Annotated in this window: 17 protein-coding genes; 10 read left to right on the top strand and 7 right to left on the bottom strand. The window is 69.4% G+C overall.

What is annotated here, in order from left to right:
* Nucleotides 1-32: 32 nt before the first annotated feature.
* Nucleotides 33-440: an acyl-CoA thioesterase gene (locus LWH48_RS08165; protein WP_232912185.1), complete on the bottom strand. Its 408-nt coding sequence runs from the start codon at nucleotides 438-440 to the stop codon at nucleotides 33-35.
* 144 nt (nucleotides 441-584) lie between these two features.
* Here LWH48_RS08165 and LWH48_RS08170 point away from each other — a divergent pair, with 144 nt between their 5' ends.
* The 6 genes from LWH48_RS08170 (at nucleotide 585) to cysZ (ending at nucleotide 6,798) form a co-directional block, all read left to right on the top strand.
* Nucleotides 585-1,556 carry a PstS family phosphate ABC transporter substrate-binding protein gene (locus LWH48_RS08170; RefSeq protein ID WP_232912186.1) on the top strand — a complete coding sequence of 324 codons (972 nt, stop codon included), beginning with the start codon at nucleotides 585-587 and terminating at the stop codon, nucleotides 1,554-1,556.
* Nucleotides 1,557-1,629: 73 nt separating this feature from the next.
* Nucleotides 1,630-2,844, top strand: a complete 1,215-nt coding sequence (locus tag LWH48_RS08175) for an ABC transporter permease subunit (protein ID WP_232912187.1) — start codon at nucleotides 1,630-1,632, stop codon at nucleotides 2,842-2,844.
* Complete coding sequence (pstA, locus tag LWH48_RS08180) at nucleotides 2,841-4,385, top strand: phosphate ABC transporter permease PstA (protein WP_232912188.1); 1,545 nt, start codon at nucleotides 2,841-2,843, stop codon at nucleotides 4,383-4,385. The genes LWH48_RS08175 and pstA overlap by 4 nt, the downstream gene beginning before the upstream one ends.
* Nucleotides 4,386-4,450: 65 nt before the next feature.
* A complete protein-coding gene (gene pstB, locus LWH48_RS08185; RefSeq protein ID WP_232912228.1) occupies nucleotides 4,451-5,224 on the top strand; it encodes a phosphate ABC transporter ATP-binding protein PstB in 774 nt (257 codons plus the stop codon).
* A gap of 25 nt (nucleotides 5,225-5,249) precedes the next feature.
* Entirely contained in the window at nucleotides 5,250-5,978 is a 729-nt protein-coding gene (gene phoU, locus LWH48_RS08190; protein ID WP_161431889.1) for a phosphate signaling complex protein PhoU, read from the top strand.
* 91 nt (nucleotides 5,979-6,069) lie between these two features.
* Entirely contained in the window at nucleotides 6,070-6,798 is a 729-nt protein-coding gene (cysZ, locus tag LWH48_RS08195; protein ID WP_232912189.1) for a sulfate transporter CysZ, read from the top strand.
* A 4-nt stretch (nucleotides 6,799-6,802) separates the two neighbouring features.
* Here cysZ and phoR read toward each other — a convergent pair whose 3' ends face one another.
* From phoR to LWH48_RS08215, 4 genes are all read right to left on the bottom strand, one after another.
* Nucleotides 6,803-8,107, bottom strand: a complete 1,305-nt coding sequence (phoR, locus tag LWH48_RS08200) for a phosphate regulon sensor histidine kinase PhoR (RefSeq protein WP_232912190.1) — start codon at nucleotides 8,105-8,107, stop codon at nucleotides 6,803-6,805.
* 1 nt (nucleotide 8,108) lies between these two features.
* Nucleotides 8,109-8,798 carry a phosphate regulon transcriptional regulator PhoB gene (phoB, locus tag LWH48_RS08205; protein WP_161431886.1) on the bottom strand — a complete coding sequence of 230 codons (690 nt, stop codon included), beginning with the start codon at nucleotides 8,796-8,798 and terminating at the stop codon, nucleotides 8,109-8,111.
* 75 nt (nucleotides 8,799-8,873) lie between these two features.
* On the bottom strand, nucleotides 8,874-9,764 hold the full coding sequence (ubiA, locus tag LWH48_RS08210; RefSeq protein WP_161431885.1) for a 4-hydroxybenzoate octaprenyltransferase: 891 nt from the start codon (nucleotides 9,762-9,764) through the stop codon (nucleotides 8,874-8,876).
* Nucleotides 9,765-9,938: 174 nt separating this feature from the next.
* Nucleotides 9,939-10,415: a chorismate--pyruvate lyase family protein gene (locus LWH48_RS08215; RefSeq protein WP_161433067.1), complete on the bottom strand. Its 477-nt coding sequence runs from the start codon at nucleotides 10,413-10,415 to the stop codon at nucleotides 9,939-9,941.
* Nucleotides 10,416-10,563: 148 nt separating this feature from the next.
* On the opposite strand from LWH48_RS08215, the gene LWH48_RS08220 reads away from it, so the two are divergent.
* The 4 genes from LWH48_RS08220 to yccS all read left to right on the top strand — a co-directional run bounded on the left by LWH48_RS08220 (nucleotide 10,564) and on the right by yccS (nucleotide 14,748).
* Nucleotides 10,564-11,724 carry an FAD-dependent oxidoreductase gene (locus LWH48_RS08220; protein WP_232912192.1) on the top strand — a complete coding sequence of 387 codons (1,161 nt, stop codon included), beginning with the start codon at nucleotides 10,564-10,566 and terminating at the stop codon, nucleotides 11,722-11,724.
* 158 nt (nucleotides 11,725-11,882) lie between these two features.
* Complete coding sequence (locus tag LWH48_RS08225) at nucleotides 11,883-12,158, top strand: HU family DNA-binding protein (protein ID WP_161431883.1); 276 nt, start codon at nucleotides 11,883-11,885, stop codon at nucleotides 12,156-12,158.
* A gap of 87 nt (nucleotides 12,159-12,245) precedes the next feature.
* Nucleotides 12,246-12,602, top strand: coding sequence for a hypothetical protein (locus LWH48_RS08230; protein WP_161431882.1), 357 nt, complete (start codon nucleotides 12,246-12,248; stop codon nucleotides 12,600-12,602).
* A gap of 22 nt (nucleotides 12,603-12,624) precedes the next feature.
* Nucleotides 12,625-14,748 carry a YccS family putative transporter gene (gene yccS, locus LWH48_RS08235; protein WP_232912193.1) on the top strand — a complete coding sequence of 708 codons (2,124 nt, stop codon included), beginning with the start codon at nucleotides 12,625-12,627 and terminating at the stop codon, nucleotides 14,746-14,748.
* A 31-nt stretch (nucleotides 14,749-14,779) separates the two neighbouring features.
* Here the strand turns inward: yccS and recG are convergent, their stop codons facing one another.
* Entirely contained in the window at nucleotides 14,780-16,873 is a 2,094-nt protein-coding gene (gene recG, locus LWH48_RS08240; protein WP_232912194.1) for an ATP-dependent DNA helicase RecG, read from the bottom strand.
* A complete protein-coding gene (locus LWH48_RS08245; protein ID WP_232912195.1) occupies nucleotides 16,870-17,790 on the bottom strand; it encodes a hydrogen peroxide-inducible genes activator in 921 nt (306 codons plus the stop codon). Before LWH48_RS08245 ends, recG begins: the two co-directional genes overlap by 4 nt.
* Nucleotides 17,791-17,817: the final 27 nt, after the last annotated feature.

The following is a 17,817-nucleotide window of genomic DNA, read 5'->3' on the forward strand; positions in this document are numbered from 1 at the left end:
GCTCGTCCGGTTTGTGCTCGTGGCCGGCCGGCTCATGTCTCGCGCCGCACCGCACGGATGCGTCCCTTGTCATCCATGGCCACCATCACGAAGCGCGCCTCGGTGACCTTGTGGAGCTCGTCGGAGTTGCGCTCATGGGGTTGGCGGATCCACACCTCGACGTCGATGCGAATGGAGCTGTGGCCGATCTCCACCAAGCGGGTGAAGATGTTCACCATGGAACCGACCCGCACGGGGCAGAGGAAGTCCATGGCCTCGATGGCCACGGTGGCGGTGCGGCCATTGGCCTCCCGGTCGGCGGCCAGCTCGGCGGCCTGATCCATATGGGCGACCAGCCATCCGCCGGCGATATCGCCGTGGAGGTTGGTGTCCTGGCGACTGGCCAGCAGCTTGAGGGTGAGCTCGCCCCGTGGACGGGGGCTGTCATCGAGGTCTGTCATGAAGGTGTCATCATCCTGGCTTGTTATTGGGGGCGAGACCGCGGCCCATGGTAAACCCAGCCCGGTCCGCCCTCCAGCCCTGTCCGGCCAGTCGGGTACGATGGGGTATCATGTGCCGGAGAAGCAACGATCGGTGGAGGCTGAATGGCGGTAATCGACAGGCCCAGGCGAGGGCACAGGCGAGGGCGCTGGTCGGCGCTGCTGCTGGGCGGGCTGCTGAGCCTGATGGCGGCACGGCTGCCGGCGGACGACGTCGTTGGTCCCCTGGGCGCGGTAGGTTCGGATACCCTGGCGGGGCTCATGCTGAGCTGGGGCGAACTGCTGACCGAACGCCACCCGGGCGTTCGCCTGCAACTCCAGGCCAGCGGCTCGGCCAGCGCCCCTGCCGCCCTGGCGGCAGGTACCACGCGCCTGGGCCCCATGTCGCGGCCCATGAACGAGTTCGAACGCGAGGCCTTCATCGAACGCCACGGCTATCCTCCCGTGGAGCTGGAGATTGCCCGCGATGCCCTGGCGGTCATCGTGCATCGCCACAATCCGCTGGCGAGCCTCACCCGGCGGGAGCTGGATGCCATCTTCTCCGAGTCGCGCCGCTGCGGTGCCGAGGAGAGCATCGAGCGCTGGTCGCAGCTGGGAGTCGAGCTGCCGGGCGATCGCATCGTGCTGCATGGGCGCAACGTCGCCTCGGGTACCCACGACCTCTTCCGCCTGCGGGCGCTGTGTGGCGGCAGCTACCGGGTGGATCTCAACGAGCACCCCGGTTCGGCGGCCGTAGTGGCCGCGGTGGCAGCCGAGCCCTCGGCCATCGGCTTCGCCGGCCTCAACCACCTGACCGCCGGCGTCAAGGCGCTGCCACGCCGCGACGCGGCAGGCGAGGCCGCCTCGCCCACGCCGCAGGCGGTCCGCCGCGGCGACTATTCGCTGTCGCGTTCCCTCTATCTCTACCTTAACCTGCCTCCCGGCGGTGCCTTGCCAGGGCCGGAGCATGCCTTCCTCGAGCTGGTATTCTCCCCGCTGGGACAGACAGTGGTGGAGGAGCAGGGCTTCGTCGTCCTGACCGAGGAACGTCTGGCCGAGCAGCGCGAATGGCTGGACTCGCTGCCGCCCGTCGAGTAGCGCTGTCACGTGATTGTCACCACAGTGTCGTAAAGTGGTGCCTTCACTCCTTCTCCAACGCCCATGAGTGGTCATGAAAGATCCTCGTCCTCCCCTCTCCCTGCGTCTGCGACGCCGCCGCGTGCGTGACCGCCTGGCGACCCTGCTGATTACCGCGGGGGGCGTCGGCGTGGTGGTCTCGGTGCTGGCCATCGGGGTGTTCCTGGCCCTGGAGGTGGTGCCGCTGTTCCTGGGGGCCGATGCCCTGAGCACCGGTGAGCTGTGGCGTCCCCAGCCTGTGGAGGGTTTCGCCGAGCCCCAGTATCGCTGGCGGCCCGAACCGCTGGTCGAGGGGGATACCACCCACTTCGGCATGGCGCCGCTCGTCTGGGGCACCCTAAAGGCCGCGCTCTGGGCGCTGCTGTTTGCGGTGCCCCTGGCGCTGGGCGCCGCCATTCATTCGGCGCTCTACATGCCGCGTCGCCTGCGCGCCCGGCTGAAGCCCACCCTGGAGCTGATGGAGGCGCTGCCCGGGGTGGTGATCGGTTTCGTCGCCGGCATGCTGCTGGCGCCCTGGGTGGAGCGTCATCTGGCCGCCGCCCTGCTGCTGCTGGTGATGATGCCCCTCGGGGCACTGCTGGCAGGAGGAGGCAGGGCACTGCTGCCGGTTCCCCTGAGGGAGCGTTTGCCCCTCGGCTGGGCGGGGCTTTGGCTGATGCCCTGGCTGGTGCTGGTAGGAATCGCCACCCTGTGGCTGGCCCCAGTGGCCGAGGCCACGCTGGTCGGCGGCGACCTGCGCGGCTGGCTCGCCACTACCCTGGGCCTCGACTATGTGGCGCGCAATGCCATGGTCGTCGGCCTGGCCATGGGCTTCGCGGTGATTCCCGGCATCTATGCCCTGGCCGAGGATGCCTTGGCCGGAGTGCCCGACAGCCTCGGCGAGGGGGCCCAGGCGCTGGGGGCCACTCGCTGGCAGACGCTATGGAAGGTGCTGCTGCCCGCCGCCGCGCCAGGCATCTTCAGCGCGATCATGATCGGCGCCGGCCGTGCGGTGGGCGAGACCATGATCGTGCTGATGGCGAGCGGTAATACCGCCCTGATGAGCCTCAACCCGCTGGAGGGGTTGCGCTCGCTGTCGGCCACCATCGCCATCGAACTGCCGGAGGCCGCCGTCGGCGGCACCCACTACCGGCTGCTGTTCCTGGCGGCACTGGTGCTGTTCGCCTTCACCTTCCTGGTCAACACCCTGGCCGAGGGGGTGCGCACTCGACTGCGGCGCCGCTACCGGCGGCTGGAGGGCGGTACATGAGGACCCTGTGGCGCCGGCGTGGCGAAGGCCCCTGGCCATGGCTGGCCGCCGGCAGCGTAGCGCTGTCGCTGTTGATGCTGCTGGCACTGCTGTTGCTGCTGGCGATCCGTGGCCTGGGCCACTTCTGGCCTGCCGAAGTGGCCGTGGTGGCTCTCCAGGATGGTCAGCCCTTCGCCGGGGTGGCGGTGCGCGAGGAGCAGATTCCCGGCGAGGAGACGCGTGAGCGGCTCTATTTTACCGGCAACCGCGACCTGGACGGCGATCGCTGGCGCTGGGTCGAGGTGAGTGCCATCGCCGATATCCGCCACCCCGCCGAACTGGTGGTGCTGCAGCGCAGCCGCTGGGGAGAGTTCCACGGCCGGCTGGTGGCTGTCACCGGTGGCGGCGAGCACCACACCGGCGAGGCGGCCTGGCCTGCCCTGCAGGCGCGGCTGTCCGAACTCGACGTCCTGCGCGACGAGCGCGACCGGCTGCGCGACGATGTGGTGGTGCCCCTGGTCCGGCGCCTCGACAACGCCGGGAACCTCGGCGACGCGGATTCCCGTGCGGCGCTGGCCGCGGCCAATGCACGGATCCGCGAGCTCCAGTCGGCCATGGGTGACGACATCCTGATACTGGAGAGTGTCGACGGGCGCCGCATCGAGCAGCCCCTGGACACTGTGCTGCGCGCCTGGCGCCCCAATGCCATGTCGTCGCCGGACAAGCTGGTCGCCTGGGCAGGGGGGGTATGGCGTTTCCTCTCCGAGGGGCCACGTGCCGCCAACAGCGACGGCGGGGTATGGCCGGCAATCTTCGGCACCGTGCTGATGGTGCTGCTGATGTCGCTGGTGGTGACCCCCTTCGGGGTGCTGGCGGGGATCTACCTCAACGAGGTGGCCCACCAGGGGCCTCTCACTCGGCTGGTGCGCATCGGGGTACGCAACCTGGCCGGGGTCCCCTCCATCGTCTATGGGGTGTTCGGGCTCGGGGTGTTCGTCTATGGCATCGGCGGCACCCTGGACGAGTGGTTCTTCGCCGAGTCACTGCCGTCGCCCACCTTCGGCACCGGCGGCCTGCTGTGGGCCTCGCTGACCCTGGCATTGCTGACCCTGCCGGTGGTAATCGTGGCCACCGAGGAGGGGCTGGCCCGGGTACCCGACCATCAACGGGAGGGCGCCCTGGCCCTGGGGGCCACGCGCATGGAGATGCTGACCCGGGTGGTGCTGCCGATGACCGTGCCCGCCATGCTGACCGGGATGATCCTGGCCGTGGCCAGGGCCGCCGGCGAGGTGGCGCCGCTGATGCTGGTGGGCGTGGCCAAGCTCGCTCCCCAGGTGCCGGTGGACGGCGACTTCCCCTTCCTGCATCTTGAGCGCAAGTTCATGCATCTTGGCTACCACATCTATGATGCCGCCTTCCACGGTGATGACGTCCAGGCCGCCATACCGCTGGTCTTCGCCACGGCGTTGCTGCTGGTGCTGGTGATCCTGGTGCTTAACCTGACTGCAATATTCCTGCGTCATCATCTGAGGGCGCGTCATGGGGCACCGTCGCGCTGGTAGCGCGAGCCCCGGGGAGAGACTGTTTCGTGTCCGTTTTCACCTCGTCATCCGCCGCCGGCGGGCCGATCATCGATTTCGCGGCCGCCGAGAGCAGCCTGGAGATCGCTGGCCTGAGCCTCGCCTATGGCGAGAAGCCGGCGCTGCGCGATCTCACGCTGCGTATTCCGCGGCATCGGGTGACGGCCTTCATCGGGCCCTCGGGGTGCGGCAAGTCGACCCTGCTGCGGGCCCTCAACCGGCTCCATGACCTCAACGATGAGGTGGTGCGGAGCGGCGAGATCCGCCTCGAAGGGCAGGATATTCACGCCCCGCAGGTGGATGTGGCGGAGCTGCGGCGCCGGGTGGGCATGGTGTTCCAGGCACCCAATCCCTTCCCCATGTCGATCTACGAGAATGTGGCATTCGGCCTGCGCCTGCAGGGCGGCATGCGCAGGCGCGAGATCGACGACACCGTCGAGTGGGCCCTGCACTCGGCGGCGCTGTGGGAAGAGGTGAAGGATCGCCTGCGCGCCTCGGCATGGACCCTCTCCGGCGGCCAGCAGCAGCGTCTGGTGATCGCCCGGACCCTGGCGGTGCAGCCCGAGGTGCTGCTGCTCGACGAGCCGGCCTCGGCCCTGGATCCGATCTCGACGCTGAAGATCGAGGAACTGATCCGCAACCTGAAGTCGCAGCTCAGCCTGGTGCTGGTCACCCACAACATGCAGCAGGCGGCCCGGGTCTCCGACTACACCGCCTTCCTGCAGCAGGGTGAGCTGGTGGAGTACGGCCCCACTCAGACGTTATTCACCAATCCGCGCCTGCGGCGCACCGAGAACTACATTACCGGGCGCATGATCTGACCGGTCCGGCCCCAAGGAGAGTCCCATGGACATCAGCAGCGATATCCACAGCCAGCATATTTCCCGGCAGTTCAACCAGGAGCTCGAGGAGCTCAAGACCCACCTGATGGCGATGGGGGGGCTGGTCGAGAAGCAGGTTCAGGACGCCGTCACTGCCCTGCTCGAGGGCGATTCTGCGCTGGGCCGCCAGGTGGTCGAGAATGACCGCGCGGTCAACGATATGCAGATCAAGATCGACGCGGAGTGCACCCAGGTGCTGGCGCGCCGCCAGCCCACCGCCTCCGACCTGCGCCTGGTGCTGGCGGTGATCCGTGCCGGCTCCGACCTGGAGCGCATCGGCGACGAGGCGAGCAAGATCGCCCGCAACGCCTGCGAGCTGATCGACGGCGACAACGGCAGCCGCGGCTTCGTCGAGGTGCGCATGATCAGCGAGCATGTGCGGCGCATGGTGCGTGACGCCCTGACCTCCTTTGCCCGCTTCGACACCGAGCTGGCGCTCAAGCTGGTCCACGAGGATGAGCAGGTCGACAACGAGTACCAGAGCGCCATGCGTTCGCTGATGACCTTCATGATGGAGGATGCGCGCTCGATCTCGCCGGTGCTCAGCCTGATGTGGATCCTGCGTGCCCTGGAGCGTATCGGTGACCACGCCAACAACCTGGCCGAGTACGTGGTCTACCTGGTCAAGGGCATGGATATCCGCCACACCGACCCCGAGGACCTCGACGCCGAGGCGATCTCGCGCAGGGATTGACCTCGGGCAGCGATTCATCGTCAATAGCGCAGGCCATCGCCACAGGGTGATGGCCTGCTTTCATTGGTCGTCGCTCTCGCAAGGAACTGCAATGCTTGATGCCTTCACGGCCCTGGCCCGTGGTACCCGTCTGGTCTACGGGGCCGGCCTGCGCCGCTACGTATTTGCTCCCATCGCCGTGAACCTGCTGGTCTATGTCGCCATGCTGTGGTTCGTGCTGGCCAACTTCGGCAGCTGGCTGGACCACTGGATGGCCATGGTGCCCGGCTGGCTCGCCTGGCTGGAGTGGCTGATCTGGCCACTGTTCGTACTCAGCCTGGTGCTGGCGGTGTTCTTCACCTTCACCCTGGTGACCCATATCATCGCCGCGCCCTTCTACGGTTTCCTGGCCGAGAAGGTGGAGATCGCCGCCACCGGCCGGGCGCCCCTCGACGACCGTGGCCTGGCCAAGACCGCGGTGGATGCCCTGGGCCGCGAGATGGTCAAGCTCGCCTACATCCTGCCGCGCATGGCGGTACTGTTCGTGATCAGCTGGATCCCGGTGGTCAACCTGGCAGCACCGCTGCTGTGGGCGCTGTTCTCGGCCTGGATGATGGCGATCACCTACCTCGATTACCCCATGGACAACAACAAGGTGAGCTTCGCCGACATGCGGCGCCGCCTGAAGTCTCGCTGGTGGCCGACGCTGAGCTACGGTGGCGGGGTCACCCTGATCACCTGGATCCCGCTGGCCAACCTCTTCCTGCTGCCCGGGGCGGTGGCTGCTGGAGTGCTGATGTGGGATGGCCACTACCGGAACCTGCCGGCGCGCCGCGGCTGAGGCGTCAGCCGGCGTGGGTGCCGGTTGCCAGCCGGGTGGCGGGGAAGACGCAGCGGAAGGTGGCTCCCTGGTGGGGTCGGGAGTCGATCTCCAGATGGGCGTCGTGGCGCAGCAGCACATGCTTGACGATGGCCAGGCCCAGGCCGGTACCTCCGGTCGCCGCGCTGCGCCCCTTGTCGACCCGGTAGAAGCGCTCGGTAAGGCGCGGGATATGCACCGGATCGATGCCCTCGCCGTCATCGATCACCTCCAGGCAGGAGCCGTGGTCGGGGCCTGGGCGCCAGCTCAGGGTGATATGGCTGCCCTCAGCGGTATAGCGCACGGCGTTGAAGGCCAGGTTGGAGAGGGCGCTGCGGACCTCCTGTTCGCTGCCCGTCAGGGCCCGCGGCTCCTTGAGCTCCACCGTGATGACATGGCGCCCGCCGGAGAGCGCCTCGGCGTCGCGTCTGACGCTCTCCAGCAGTGCGGCCATGTCCAGTGGCACATGGTCGGCGCCGCCGCGGTCGATCTCCAGTCGCGACAGCAGCAGCAGGTCCTCGACCAGGTTCTGCATGCGGGTGGTCTGCTCCTGCATGCTGGCGAGGCCGCGGCCCAGGCGGGGGGGGAGCAGCTCGGCCTGGTCGGCATAGGTCTCCAGGTAGCCGGCGAGCACCGTGAGCGGCGTGCGCAGCTCATGGGAGACGTTGGCCACGAAGTCGCGGCGCATCTCCTCCAGGCGGTGCAGGCGGGTGATATCGCGGGCCATCAGCAGGCGCTCGTCGTCACCGTAGAGGGTGATCTGGAACTGCAGGATCATGCGCTCGTCGATGGGCGAGGGCAGGGTCAGCGGTTCGCGGTAGTCGCGACGGTGGAAGTAGTCGACGAAGCGTGGGTCGCGCAGCAGGTTGGTGATGTGGTGACCGCGATCCAGCGCCGCCTTCAGCCCCAGCATCTGCTCCGCAGCGCTGTTCCACCACTCCATGTCGCCATGGCGGTCGAGCATCACCACGCTGTCGCGCATCGCCTCGGAGGACTCCTGGATACGCCGCAGGGTGCTGAGCAGCCGCCCCTGGGTGATGCGCTGGCCCTTCTGATAGCGGTAGAGGCGGTCCATCAGGTCGCCCCACAGCCCCGCGGCCGAGGGCGGCTCCGCCTGGGTGTCATGGGTCAGCCAATGGTGAAGGCTGCGCAACTGATGGAGGTGGTAGGCGAGGCACAGCGCGAGGCCCAGGGACAGTCCGGCGCCCGGTGCGCCCAGCGGCCAGCCGATCGCCAGGCCCAGGCCAGCCAGCAGAAGAAGACGCCACAGCTCGCGCTTCCAGAGCCTCACATCAGGCCTTGGCGGAGAACCGGTAGCCGGTGCCGCGCACCGTCTGTACCAGATGCTGGTGGCGCTCGCCCAGCGCCTTGCGCAGGCGGCGGATATGCACGTCGACGGTACGCTCCTCGACGTAGACGTTACCGCCCCACACCTGGTCCAGCAGCTGGCTGCGGGTGTAGGCGCGCTCCTGGTGGGTCATGAAGAACTGCAACAGGCGGTACTCGGTGGGACCCATCTCGAGCCCCTGGCCGTCGGCGCTGACCCGATGGCTGACCGGGTCGAGCAGCAGTCCCTCCACCTCCACCGGATCCTCGACGCCGCGCGGTGTGGCGCGGCGCAGCACGGCCTTGAGGCGCGCCACCAGCTCGCGGGGCGAGAAGGGCTTGGTGATGTAGTCATCGGCGCCGGACTCGAGCCCCTGGATCTTGTTGTCCTCCTCGCCCTTGGCGGTGAGCATGATGATCGGCAGCTCGGCGGTGGTCTCCTCGCGCTTGAGGCGCCTCGCCAGCTCGATGCCGCTGGTGCCGGGCATCATCCAGTCGAGCAGCAGCAGGTCGGGCTGGTGGTCCACCACCATGGCGTGGGCGGTCTGGGCGTTGTCCGCCTCGAGCACACGATAGTCGGCCATCTCCAGCGCCATCGCGATCATCTCGCGGATCGGCGCTTCATCGTCGACAATCAGTACGGTCTTGGCGGTCATCCTGAAGCCTCGGGTCAATGACGGGTCGATGTCGATTGCACCACGCCATTATGACACTGGAGTGACAGCACTGCCCTACTGGATGCCCGGCCACAGGCTCAGGGCGATGCCGGCGAACACCAGCAGCCCCGACCAGTAGTTGTTGAGGAAGGCCCGGAAGCAGGGCTCGCGTTCGCGTTCGCGGATCAGCCAGTGCTGCCAGGCGAAGGTGGCGGCCATGGCCGCCAGGCCCAGCCAGAAGAAACCGCCCAGGTCGAGCCGTGCCCCGGCCCAGGCCAGAAGCGCCAGCGTCACCAGCTGCAGCAGGCCGATCATGAAGCGGTCGGCGCCGCCGAACAGCACCGCGGTGGACTTGATGCCGATCTTCAGGTCGTCGTCGCGGTCGACCATGGCGTACTGGGTGTCGTAGGCCACGGTCCATACCACATTGGCGGCGAACAGCAGCCACGCCTCGAAGGGCACCTGGCCGAGCACCGCGCCGAAGGCCATGGGGATCGCCCAGGAGAAGGCGGCCCCCAGGAAGAGCTGGGGCAGGTGGGTGTAGCGCTTCATGAAGGGGTAGATGAAGGCCAGGATCAGGCCGCCGATCGACAGCAGGACCGTGAACAGGTTGGTGAACAGCACCACCACGAAGGCCGCGAGCACCAGCAGCAGGAACAGCGCCTGGGCCTCGCCTTCGCTGATGCGGCCGGTGGCCAGGGGGCGATCCAGGGTCCGCTTGACGTGGCCGTCGAAGTGGCGGTCGGCGTAGTCGTTGACCACGCAGCCGGCGGCGCGCATCAGGTAGACGCCGGCGACGAAGATCAGCAGCAGGTGGCGCTCCGGCAGGCCCTCGGCGGCTACCCACAGCGCCCACAGGGTGGGCCACATCAGCAGCCAGGTGCCGATGGGGCGGTCGAGGCGCATCAGGCGCAGGAAGTCGGGGATCCGGGCCAGGCCCGTGGGGCGCATCAGGGAGCGGTCCATCTCTACCTCGCGGTGGGTTGTGGAGTGGGGGGATGCGCTGACGGGGCTGTTCCGGTGATACGCCTTCGAGGAGGCGCTGTGAACCCTTCCCTGGGCGCTACCGACGCCTTCCCTGGCGTAGGACCTCCTCTTCGGCGTATCCCCGGCGCCCCTGGGCATCGGGAATCCCAGAGCCTAGCGCGAAGGCAGGCCGAGGTCATCCGCCATGGCGTCGAGGAACCATTCCTGCACCAGCACGCGGAAGTCGCCGTGGCGAAACACCGAGCGGCGTCCCCAGGGCCCGCGGTCCGGGTGGAAGCCGGCAGGGGCGCGGGTCACCTCGATCTCTCCGCGCTCGAGGTCCGGCTGGCGGAACAGCCAGCTGCCCAGGGAGCGTTCGCCGAGATGCTCCAGGTCATGGGCGGGCAGCCCCTCAAGGGGGGCCACCGAACGCGCCACCACCCAGGGTGATTCGCCCAGGCACAGCGCGACCTCGCGCAGCCAGGCCTGGCGTCCCGGTGGCAGGGCGAGGGCCTGGGCCTCGTCGCGCCGCGGGGTTCCGGTACGCTGGTCGAGCAGCTGGACCTGGAAGGGGCGCGGCCGACCGGCCTCGGTGAGTCGCAGGGTCAGAGAATCCCGGGAGCCGACCCAGCGCCGCCAGGCGGGGCTCATGGAGGGCCGCGCCGCGGCCAGCGGCAGCCAGCGCACCGGACCGGGCAGGGCGTGACGTGAGGAATCGGGCACCACGGGCTCCGTGTCCATCCTTGGGGCCGGGTAGTGTACCATGCGCCACCATCCCCCTTCCTCGACGAGGAGACCCATGAGCGCCCCCTTGACCATCCTCGGCAGCGGCATGGCGGGCCTCGGCCTGTTGCGCCAGCTGCGCGCCCTTGACACCGAGCGACCGGTGACCCTGATCACCGCCGACAGCGGCGACGACTACTCCAAGCCGCTGCTCTCCACCGGCTTCGCCAAGGGGCTGCCGCCCGAGCGGCTGGCCGCCCGCAGCGCCCTGGCGATCGCCGAGTCTCTGAACGCGGTGGTGCGCACCCATACCCGGGTCGAGGCCATCGATACCCGGGCCCATACCCTGCGCATCGGCGAGGAGCGGCTGGACTACGGGGAGTTGGTGCTGGCCACCGGGGCGGCACCGGTCGCCCCCTTCGACGTGCCCGAGGCCCTGGCCGGACGGGTGATGACGGTCAACGACCTGGACGATTATCGCGCCTTCCACGCCGCAGTGAGCGACCTGGGCCGGCCGGCCCGGGTGGCCATCGTCGGTGCCGGCCTGGTGGGCTGCGAGTTCGCCAACGACCTGCTGGCCGGCGGCCATCGGGTGAGTCTGGTGGCACCGGAGGCCGCGCCGCTGCCGCGCCTGCTTCCCGAGCCGCTGGGGCGAGCGCTGGGCGAGGCCTTCCGGGACGCCGGCATGGGCCTGCACCTGGGCGCGGGGGTCGTGGGACTCCAGGCCGAGGGCGGCGATGCGCTGGTATGTCTCGAGGACGGCACTGCCGTGGTGGCCGACCTGATCCTGTTGGCCACCGGCCTGTCGCCCCGCACGGCGCTGGCCGAGGCGGCGGGCCTCGCGGTCAGCGCCGCGGGAATCCACACCGATCGGACCCTGGCTACCTCGGCGCCGGATGTCTATGCGCTGGGAGATGTGGCCTGCGTCGAGGGGGTCAACGCCATGTACGTGCAGCCGCTCCAGGCCTCCGCTCGGGCCCTGGCCCGCACCCTGACCGGCACACCCACCCCGGTGCGCTACGGCGCCTGGCCGGTGCTGGTCAAGACGCCGCTGCTGCCGGTGGTGGCGCTGCCGCCCATGCGTGCCCCGGCACGCTGGCGGATCGAGGGGGAGGCGGGGGATCTCACTGCCCTGGCCGAGGCCGAGGACGGACGTTTGATCGGATTTGCGTTGACAGGCGCCTGCGTGCGTCGGAAAGTCGAACTGGCGCGGGCTGCGCCGGCGTTGCTAGGCTAGACCGGCGATGGCGACCCGTGGCGGTCGCCGCAGCGTACCTTTCGACGCCGTTCGCCCGTCGCCCGGTGACGTCACCGGGTGAACGGCGAGCGCCGTCTGCCATGACAACAACATCCCGTGCGATGCGCCGGGATCCAGTGCCACACCAGGAGGGTTGTATGCGTAAGCCAGAACTCGCGGCGGCGATTGCCGAGCGTGCCGACCTGTCGAAGGACAAGGCGAGCCAGGTCCTCAATGTCATCCTCGACGAGATCACCGGGAGTGTCTCCCAGGGACAGGATGTCTCGCTGATCGGCTTCGGCACCTTTGCCGTGCGCGAGCGCGCCGCGCGCACCGGCAAGAACCCCCAGACCGGCCAGCCGCTGACCATTCCGGCCAGCAAGACGGTAGCCTTCAAGCCGGGCAAGGGGCTCAAGGACGCCGTGGCCAAGTAACTCCGGGAAGGTAACCCCGGGACGCCTGGCCAGGTTCCGGCGCCAGGCGTCTTCGTTTCCACCCTCCAGGGATCCGGTGGTGATGACATGAAGTTGAAACTGATGCTCTGGGTGCTGGGCTGGCTGCTCACCCGCGCCCTGCGTCGCAAGCCCCGCTTCCGCGAGCTGCTCGGCGAGATGCGCGGCCTCGACTGGGGGGTGGCCACCGAGGACCTCTCCATCGCGCGCCACTATCGCATGTCACCCCGCGGCATCGAGCATGGCCGCGGCCTGCCCGTGGACCTCGACCTGGAGCTGCGCTTCGAGGACGCGGCCACCGCGCTCGAGGTGCTGCGCAAGCCGACCCAGCAGGTCTTCCTCGACGGCATGATGGATGGGCGCGTGCGCCTGGTCGGCGACGCCGCCGATCTCCAGCGTCTGCAGAAGCTGCTGCGCCACCTCTGACCGCGGGAGATCTGTGCCCGCCATGTCCCCCTCCCTGGTCCTGCGCCGCTTCTGGACCCTCGAGCCCGCCGCTTACAGCCTGCGGGTCTTCATCGCCCTGGCCGGTATCACGCTGCTGTGCTGGTGGCGCGGCGACATGGCCAGCCTGATTCCGCTGTTCCTGGGTGCCATCGCCAGTGCCCTGGCCGAGACCGATGATGAGTGGTCCGGCCGGCTTGCCGCCCTGCTGGTCACCCTGGTCTGCTTTGCGCTGGCCTCCCTGGCGATGGAACTGCTCTTTACACACCCCTGGCCCCTGGTGGTGACCCTGGGCCTGGCGGCCTTTGGCATGACCATGCTCGGCGCGGTCAGCCAGCGCTACGCGACCATCGCCAATGCCACCCTGATCCTGACCATCTACACCCTGATCAGCCTCGAGCAGCGCGGCAGCCCGGCGCTGGGCGAACTGTGGCGTGAGCCGGCGCTGCTGGTGGCGGGTGCCGCCTGGTATGGCGCGATCTCCGTGGCGTGGTGTTCGCTCTTCTCGCGTCAGCCGCTGCAGCTGGCCATGGCGAGGGTCTACCGCGAGCTGGCCCGCTACCTCGGACTCAAGGCAGCGCTCTTCGAGCCGTTGCGCGGGCTGGATGTGGAGGGTCGGCGCCTGGCGCTGGCGCGCCAGAACGGCCGGGTGGTGGAGGCCCTCAACGACGCCAAGGAGCGCCTCTTTCGTCGCCTGGAGGGGCAGCGCGCCTCGCCGCGGTTGGCGCGCTACCTGCGTCTCTACTTCATCGCCCAGGATATCCACGAGCGGGCCAGTTCCTCCCACTCCCCCTATGCCGAGCTGGCCGAGGCCTTCTTCCATCACGACGTGCTGTTCCGCGTCCAGCGGGTGCTCCAGGCTCAGGGCGAGGCGTGCCGGACCCTGGCCCGGGGCCTGCTGCTCAAGCGCTCCTTCGACCTGGCCCCCAGCGAGCAGGCGCTGGTCGACCTGGAGGCCTCCCTGGTGCACCTGCGGGGGACGATATCCGACGAGAGCCAGCCGCTGCTGCCCCCCCTGGGGGCCGTGGCCGATAATCTGGGGACCCTGGAGCGAGCCCTGGCCGGGGCGCGCCATCCGGAGCTCGGCGAGGGGGACGATGATGCGCTCCATGACCGCACCCCCCGGGGCCTGGGTGACGTGATCGAACGCCTTCAGGCCCAGCTGACCCCACGTTCGCCGGTCTTCCGTCACGCCGTGCGCCTGGCCGCCACCCTGGTCGCTGGCTATGCGGTCCTGCACCTGATCCATCCCACCCAGGGCTACTGGATCTTGCTGACCAGCCTGTTCGTCTGCCGGCCCAGCTTCGGCGCCACTCGGCGCTTCCTGTGGCAGCGCATCCTGGGCACGGTGCTGGGGCTGGTGGTGGGCTGGGCGCTGATCAGCCTGTTCCCGTCGCCGGCGCTCCAGGCGGGGATCGCGGTGGTCGCCGGGGTCGCCTTCTTCGCCCTGCGCGGGCGCCACTACACCCTGGCCACGGGGGCGATCACCCTGATGGTACTGAGCTGCTTCAACCAGGTGGGGGATGGTTTCGGGCTGATCTGGCCGCGTCTCCTGGACACCCTGCTGGGCGCCGGCATCGCCGGGCTTGCCGTGCTGACGATCCTGCCCGACTGGCAGGGCAGGCGGCTGCATCGTCAGGCGGCCGCCACCCTGGCGGCAGGGCGCGACTATCTGGCGGCGCTGGTCGAGCAGTATGCCAGCGGCAAGCGCGACGACCTGGCCTATCGCCTGGCCCGCCGCAATGCCCACAACGCCGATGCGGAGCTCGCCGCGATGCTGGCCAATGTGCAGCAGGAGCCGGGCCCCTTCCGCCGCGACGTCGACCGCGGGCTGCCCTTCCAGCTCCACGCCCACACCCTGCTCAACTATCTTTCCGCGCTGGGCGCCCATCGCGGCGAGAGTCGCGGGGTGACACCGGCGGAGAGTGCGCTGGCCGAGGCGGTCCTCGCCGAACTGGACGGCTTGGCCCGGGCGCTGGAGCGGCGGGAACCGATCGATCCGCATGCCTCCCTGGAGGTGACCGAGGCGGCGCCGGACTCTCTGCTGGGGGCTCAGCTTGAGCTGATCGGTCATCAGCTGGTGCCGCTGCGGGAAGCCTCGGCAAGGCTGATCGAGGATCAGCCTTGACCAGGATCGCGATCTTGCGGGCTTGCGGCCGTCACACCTGTCCGTAGCGGCCGGCCTCTTCGCCCAGCCAGCGGCGAATCAGTGGCTGGCTGGCCTCGGGGTGGGTGGCCATCAGTGCCTCGGCCAGGGGGGCGACGCGGTCCAGCAGGTCGGCGTCGCGTTCCAGGTCGGCGATCTTCATCTGGGCAAGGCCCGTCTGGCGGGTGCCCAGAACTTCTCCGGGGCCGCGCAGCTCCAGGTCCTTCTCGGCGATGCGAAAGCCGTCGGTGGTCTCGCGCATCACCGCCAGGCGCTCCTTGGAGTGGGCGGAGAGCGGCGGGTGGTAGAGCAGCACGCAGAAGCTGTTGGTGGCGCCGCGCCCTACCCGCCCGCGCAACTGGTGCAGCTGGGAGAGCCCCAGCCGCTCGGGGTTCTCGATGATCATCAGGCTGGCGTTGGGCACGTCGACCCCCACCTCGATCACCGTGGTGGCCACCAGCAGGTCCAGCTCCCCGGCCTTGAAGGCATCCATCACCTCCGCCTTCTCGGCGGCCTTCATGCGCCCGTGGACCAGGCCGATGGCGAGTTCCGGCAGTGCCTCGGTGAGTTCGTCCCGGGTCGCCTCGGCGGCCTGGCACTCCAGCACCTCGGACTCCTCGATCAGGGTGCAGACCCAGTAGGCCTGGCGTCCCTCGGTGCAGGCGTGGCGGATGCGCTCGACCACCTCGGGACGCCGCTCGTCGGGCATCGCCACGGTCTTCACCGGGGTGCGGCCGGGGGGCAGTTCGTCGATCACCGAGACATCCAGGTCGGCGTAGGCGCTCATCGCCAGGGTGCGCGGGATGGGGGTGGCGGTCATCACCAGCTGGTGGGGCGTGAGGCCGCCGGCCTCGCCCTTCTCCCGCAGCGCCAAACGCTGGTGGACCCCGAAGCGATGCTGCTCGTCGACGATCGCCAGTCCCAGGCGCTGGAAGTGCACGTCGCCCTGGAAGAGCGCGTGGGTGCCCACCACCATGCGCGCGCGGCCGTCCTGTATCGCCGCCTTGGTGTCCAGGCGCGCCTTGCCCTTGAGCTTGCCGGCCAGCCAGGCGACCTCTATGCCCAGCGGGGCGAACCAGGCCCGGAAGGCGCGGTAGTGCTGCTCGGCGAGTATCTCGGTGGGGGCCATCATGGCCGCCTGGCAGTCGCCGGCGATGGCGGAGAGTGCCGCCATGGCGGCCACCACCGTCTTGCCGGAGCCCACGTCGCCCTGCACCAGGCGCAGCATGGGTACTTCCCGAGCCAGGTCGGCGGCGATCTCGTCGAGCACTCGGCGCTGGGCGGCGGTCAGCGAGAAGGGCAGCTGGGTCAGGAAGCGCGCCTGCAGGCCACGCCCCGAGGGCAGGGCCGGGGCACCATCCTGCTGGATCTGCAGGCGTACCGCCTGCAGGCTGAGGCGGTGGGCGAGCAGCTCCTCCAGCGCCAGGCGGCGGGTGGCCGGGTGGCGGCCACTCGCCAGCTGCTCGGGGTCGATCTCCGGCGGCGGCTGGTGGAGCACGTGCAGGCAGCGGTGCAGCTCGGGCAGCCGGAAGCGTTGGCGCAGGTCCTCGGTGATCCAGTCGGGCAGCGCCTCGGGCGCAGCGTCTAGGCGCGCCAGGGCCTGCTCGATCAGTGCCCGCAGGCGGGTCTGGTGCAGCCCCTCGGTGGCGGGGTAGATCGGGGTGAGGTGGTCTTCCACCGGCGGGGCATCGGCCTTGAGCAGGCGATACTCGGGGTGGTAGATCTCGAGCCCGGTGGCGCCGGCGCGGGCCTCGCCGAAGCCGCGTACCCAGCCGCCGGGCTGGAACTGCTGCTGCTGGGCCGGCGAGAAGTGGAAGAAGCGCAGGCTGAGCAGGCCGCTGCCGTCGCGCAGGCGCACCAGCAGGCTGCGGCGGCGGCCGCGCACCACCTCGGCGGCCACCACCTCGCCCTCCACCACCGCCTCGTGGCCGGCGCGCAGGGTGCCGATGGGGGTGATGCGGGTGCGATCCTGGTAGCGCAGCGGCAGGTGGAAGAGCAGGTCGGCCACGCTGTCGATGCGCAGCCGGGAGAGTTTCTGGGCCAGCGCCTCGCCGACGCCCTTGAGCGAGGTGACCGGCGCGTCGAGAGCCGTCTGGTCGGCGCTCATGCCGAGGCGGGGTCGGCCTGGCGGCAGCGAGCGACGGCGTCGGTGATGGCGTCGATCGCCTTGGGCCGCGGGAAGCTGGCGCGCCAGGCGATGGCCACGGTGCGCGTCGGGGCGGGGGCCGCGAAGGGTACGCTGGCGAGCAGGCCACTCTCGTAGTGGACGGTGCCGATGGCCGAGTGCGGCAGCACGGTGATACCGAGCTTGGAGGCCACCATATGGCGGATGGTCTCCAGCGAGCCGCCTTCGGCGGTCAGGGTGTTGTGGGGGCTGTTGAGCTTCTGGCTGATCGCCGGACAGGCCTCGAGGATCTGGTCTCGGAAGCAGTGGCCCTCGCCGAGCAGCAGCAGGCGCTCCTGGAGCAGCTCCTCCTTGTACACGCAGTCGCGGCCGGCCCAGGCGTGGTCCGCCGGTACCAGCACCTCGAACTCCTCCTCGTAGAGGGCCTTGGTAAGCACGTCGGTCTCGGTGAAGGGCAGGGCGACGATGATGGCGTCCAGCTCGCCGCTGCGCAGCTTGCGGCGCAGGTTGCCGGTGAAGCCCTCCTCGATATAGAGCGGCATCTGCGGGGCACTGCGCGCCAGCTCCGGCACCAGGTGGGGGAAGAGGTAGGGGCCGATGGTGTAGATGGCGCCGATGCGCAGGGGGCTCGCCAGCTGGTCGCGCCCCGCCGTGGCCAGCTCCTTGATCACGCTGGTCTGCTCCAGTACCCGCTGGGCCTGCTCGACGATCTTCTCGCCCAGCGGCGTGACCTGGACCGTGGACTTGGAACGCTCGAAGAGCGGCACGCCGAGCTCCTCCTCGAGCTTCTTCACCGCCACCGAGAGGGTCGGCTGGGAGACGAAGCAGCGTTCGGCGGCACGACCAAAGTGGCGTTCCTGTGCCAGTGTCACGATGTAGCGGAGTTCTGTTAGAGTCATCTGGGTTGCCTGGACGGCATCCTCGTG

Source organism: Halomonas sp. G15 (genome assembly GCF_021282295.1).
GTDB classification, from domain to species: domain Bacteria; phylum Pseudomonadota; class Gammaproteobacteria; order Pseudomonadales; family Halomonadaceae; genus Halomonas; species Halomonas alimentaria.

Excerpts from the sequence above, each read along its gene's own strand:
- LWH48_RS08165 (WP_232912185.1), bottom strand. The coding sequence starts at position 440 with ATGACAGACCTCGATGACAGCCCCCGTCCACGGGGCGAGCTCACCCTC.
- LWH48_RS08170 (WP_232912186.1), top strand. The coding sequence starts at position 585 with ATGGCGGTAATCGACAGGCCCAGGCGAGGGCACAGGCGAGGGCGCTGG.
- LWH48_RS08175 (WP_232912187.1), top strand. The coding sequence starts at position 1,630 with ATGAAAGATCCTCGTCCTCCCCTCTCCCTGCGTCTGCGACGCCGCCGC.
- pstA (WP_232912188.1), top strand. The coding sequence starts at position 2,841 with ATGAGGACCCTGTGGCGCCGGCGTGGCGAAGGCCCCTGGCCATGGCTG.
- phoU (WP_161431889.1), top strand. The coding sequence starts at position 5,250 with ATGGACATCAGCAGCGATATCCACAGCCAGCATATTTCCCGGCAGTTC.
- cysZ (WP_232912189.1), top strand. The coding sequence starts at position 6,070 with ATGCTTGATGCCTTCACGGCCCTGGCCCGTGGTACCCGTCTGGTCTAC.
- phoB (WP_161431886.1), bottom strand. The coding sequence starts at position 8,798 with ATGACCGCCAAGACCGTACTGATTGTCGACGATGAAGCGCCGATCCGC.
- ubiA (WP_161431885.1), bottom strand. The coding sequence starts at position 9,764 with ATGGACCGCTCCCTGATGCGCCCCACGGGCCTGGCCCGGATCCCCGAC.
- LWH48_RS08215 (WP_161433067.1), bottom strand. The coding sequence starts at position 10,415 with ATGAGCCCCGCCTGGCGGCGCTGGGTCGGCTCCCGGGATTCTCTGACC.
- LWH48_RS08220 (WP_232912192.1), top strand. The coding sequence starts at position 10,564 with ATGAGCGCCCCCTTGACCATCCTCGGCAGCGGCATGGCGGGCCTCGGC.
- LWH48_RS08225 (WP_161431883.1), top strand. The coding sequence starts at position 11,883 with ATGCGTAAGCCAGAACTCGCGGCGGCGATTGCCGAGCGTGCCGACCTG.
- LWH48_RS08230 (WP_161431882.1), top strand. The coding sequence starts at position 12,246 with ATGAAGTTGAAACTGATGCTCTGGGTGCTGGGCTGGCTGCTCACCCGC.
- yccS (WP_232912193.1), top strand. The coding sequence starts at position 12,625 with ATGTCCCCCTCCCTGGTCCTGCGCCGCTTCTGGACCCTCGAGCCCGCC.
- recG (WP_232912194.1), bottom strand. The coding sequence starts at position 16,873 with ATGAGCGCCGACCAGACGGCTCTCGACGCGCCGGTCACCTCGCTCAAG.
- LWH48_RS08245 (WP_232912195.1), bottom strand. The coding sequence starts at position 17,790 with ATGACTCTAACAGAACTCCGCTACATCGTGACACTGGCACAGGAACGC.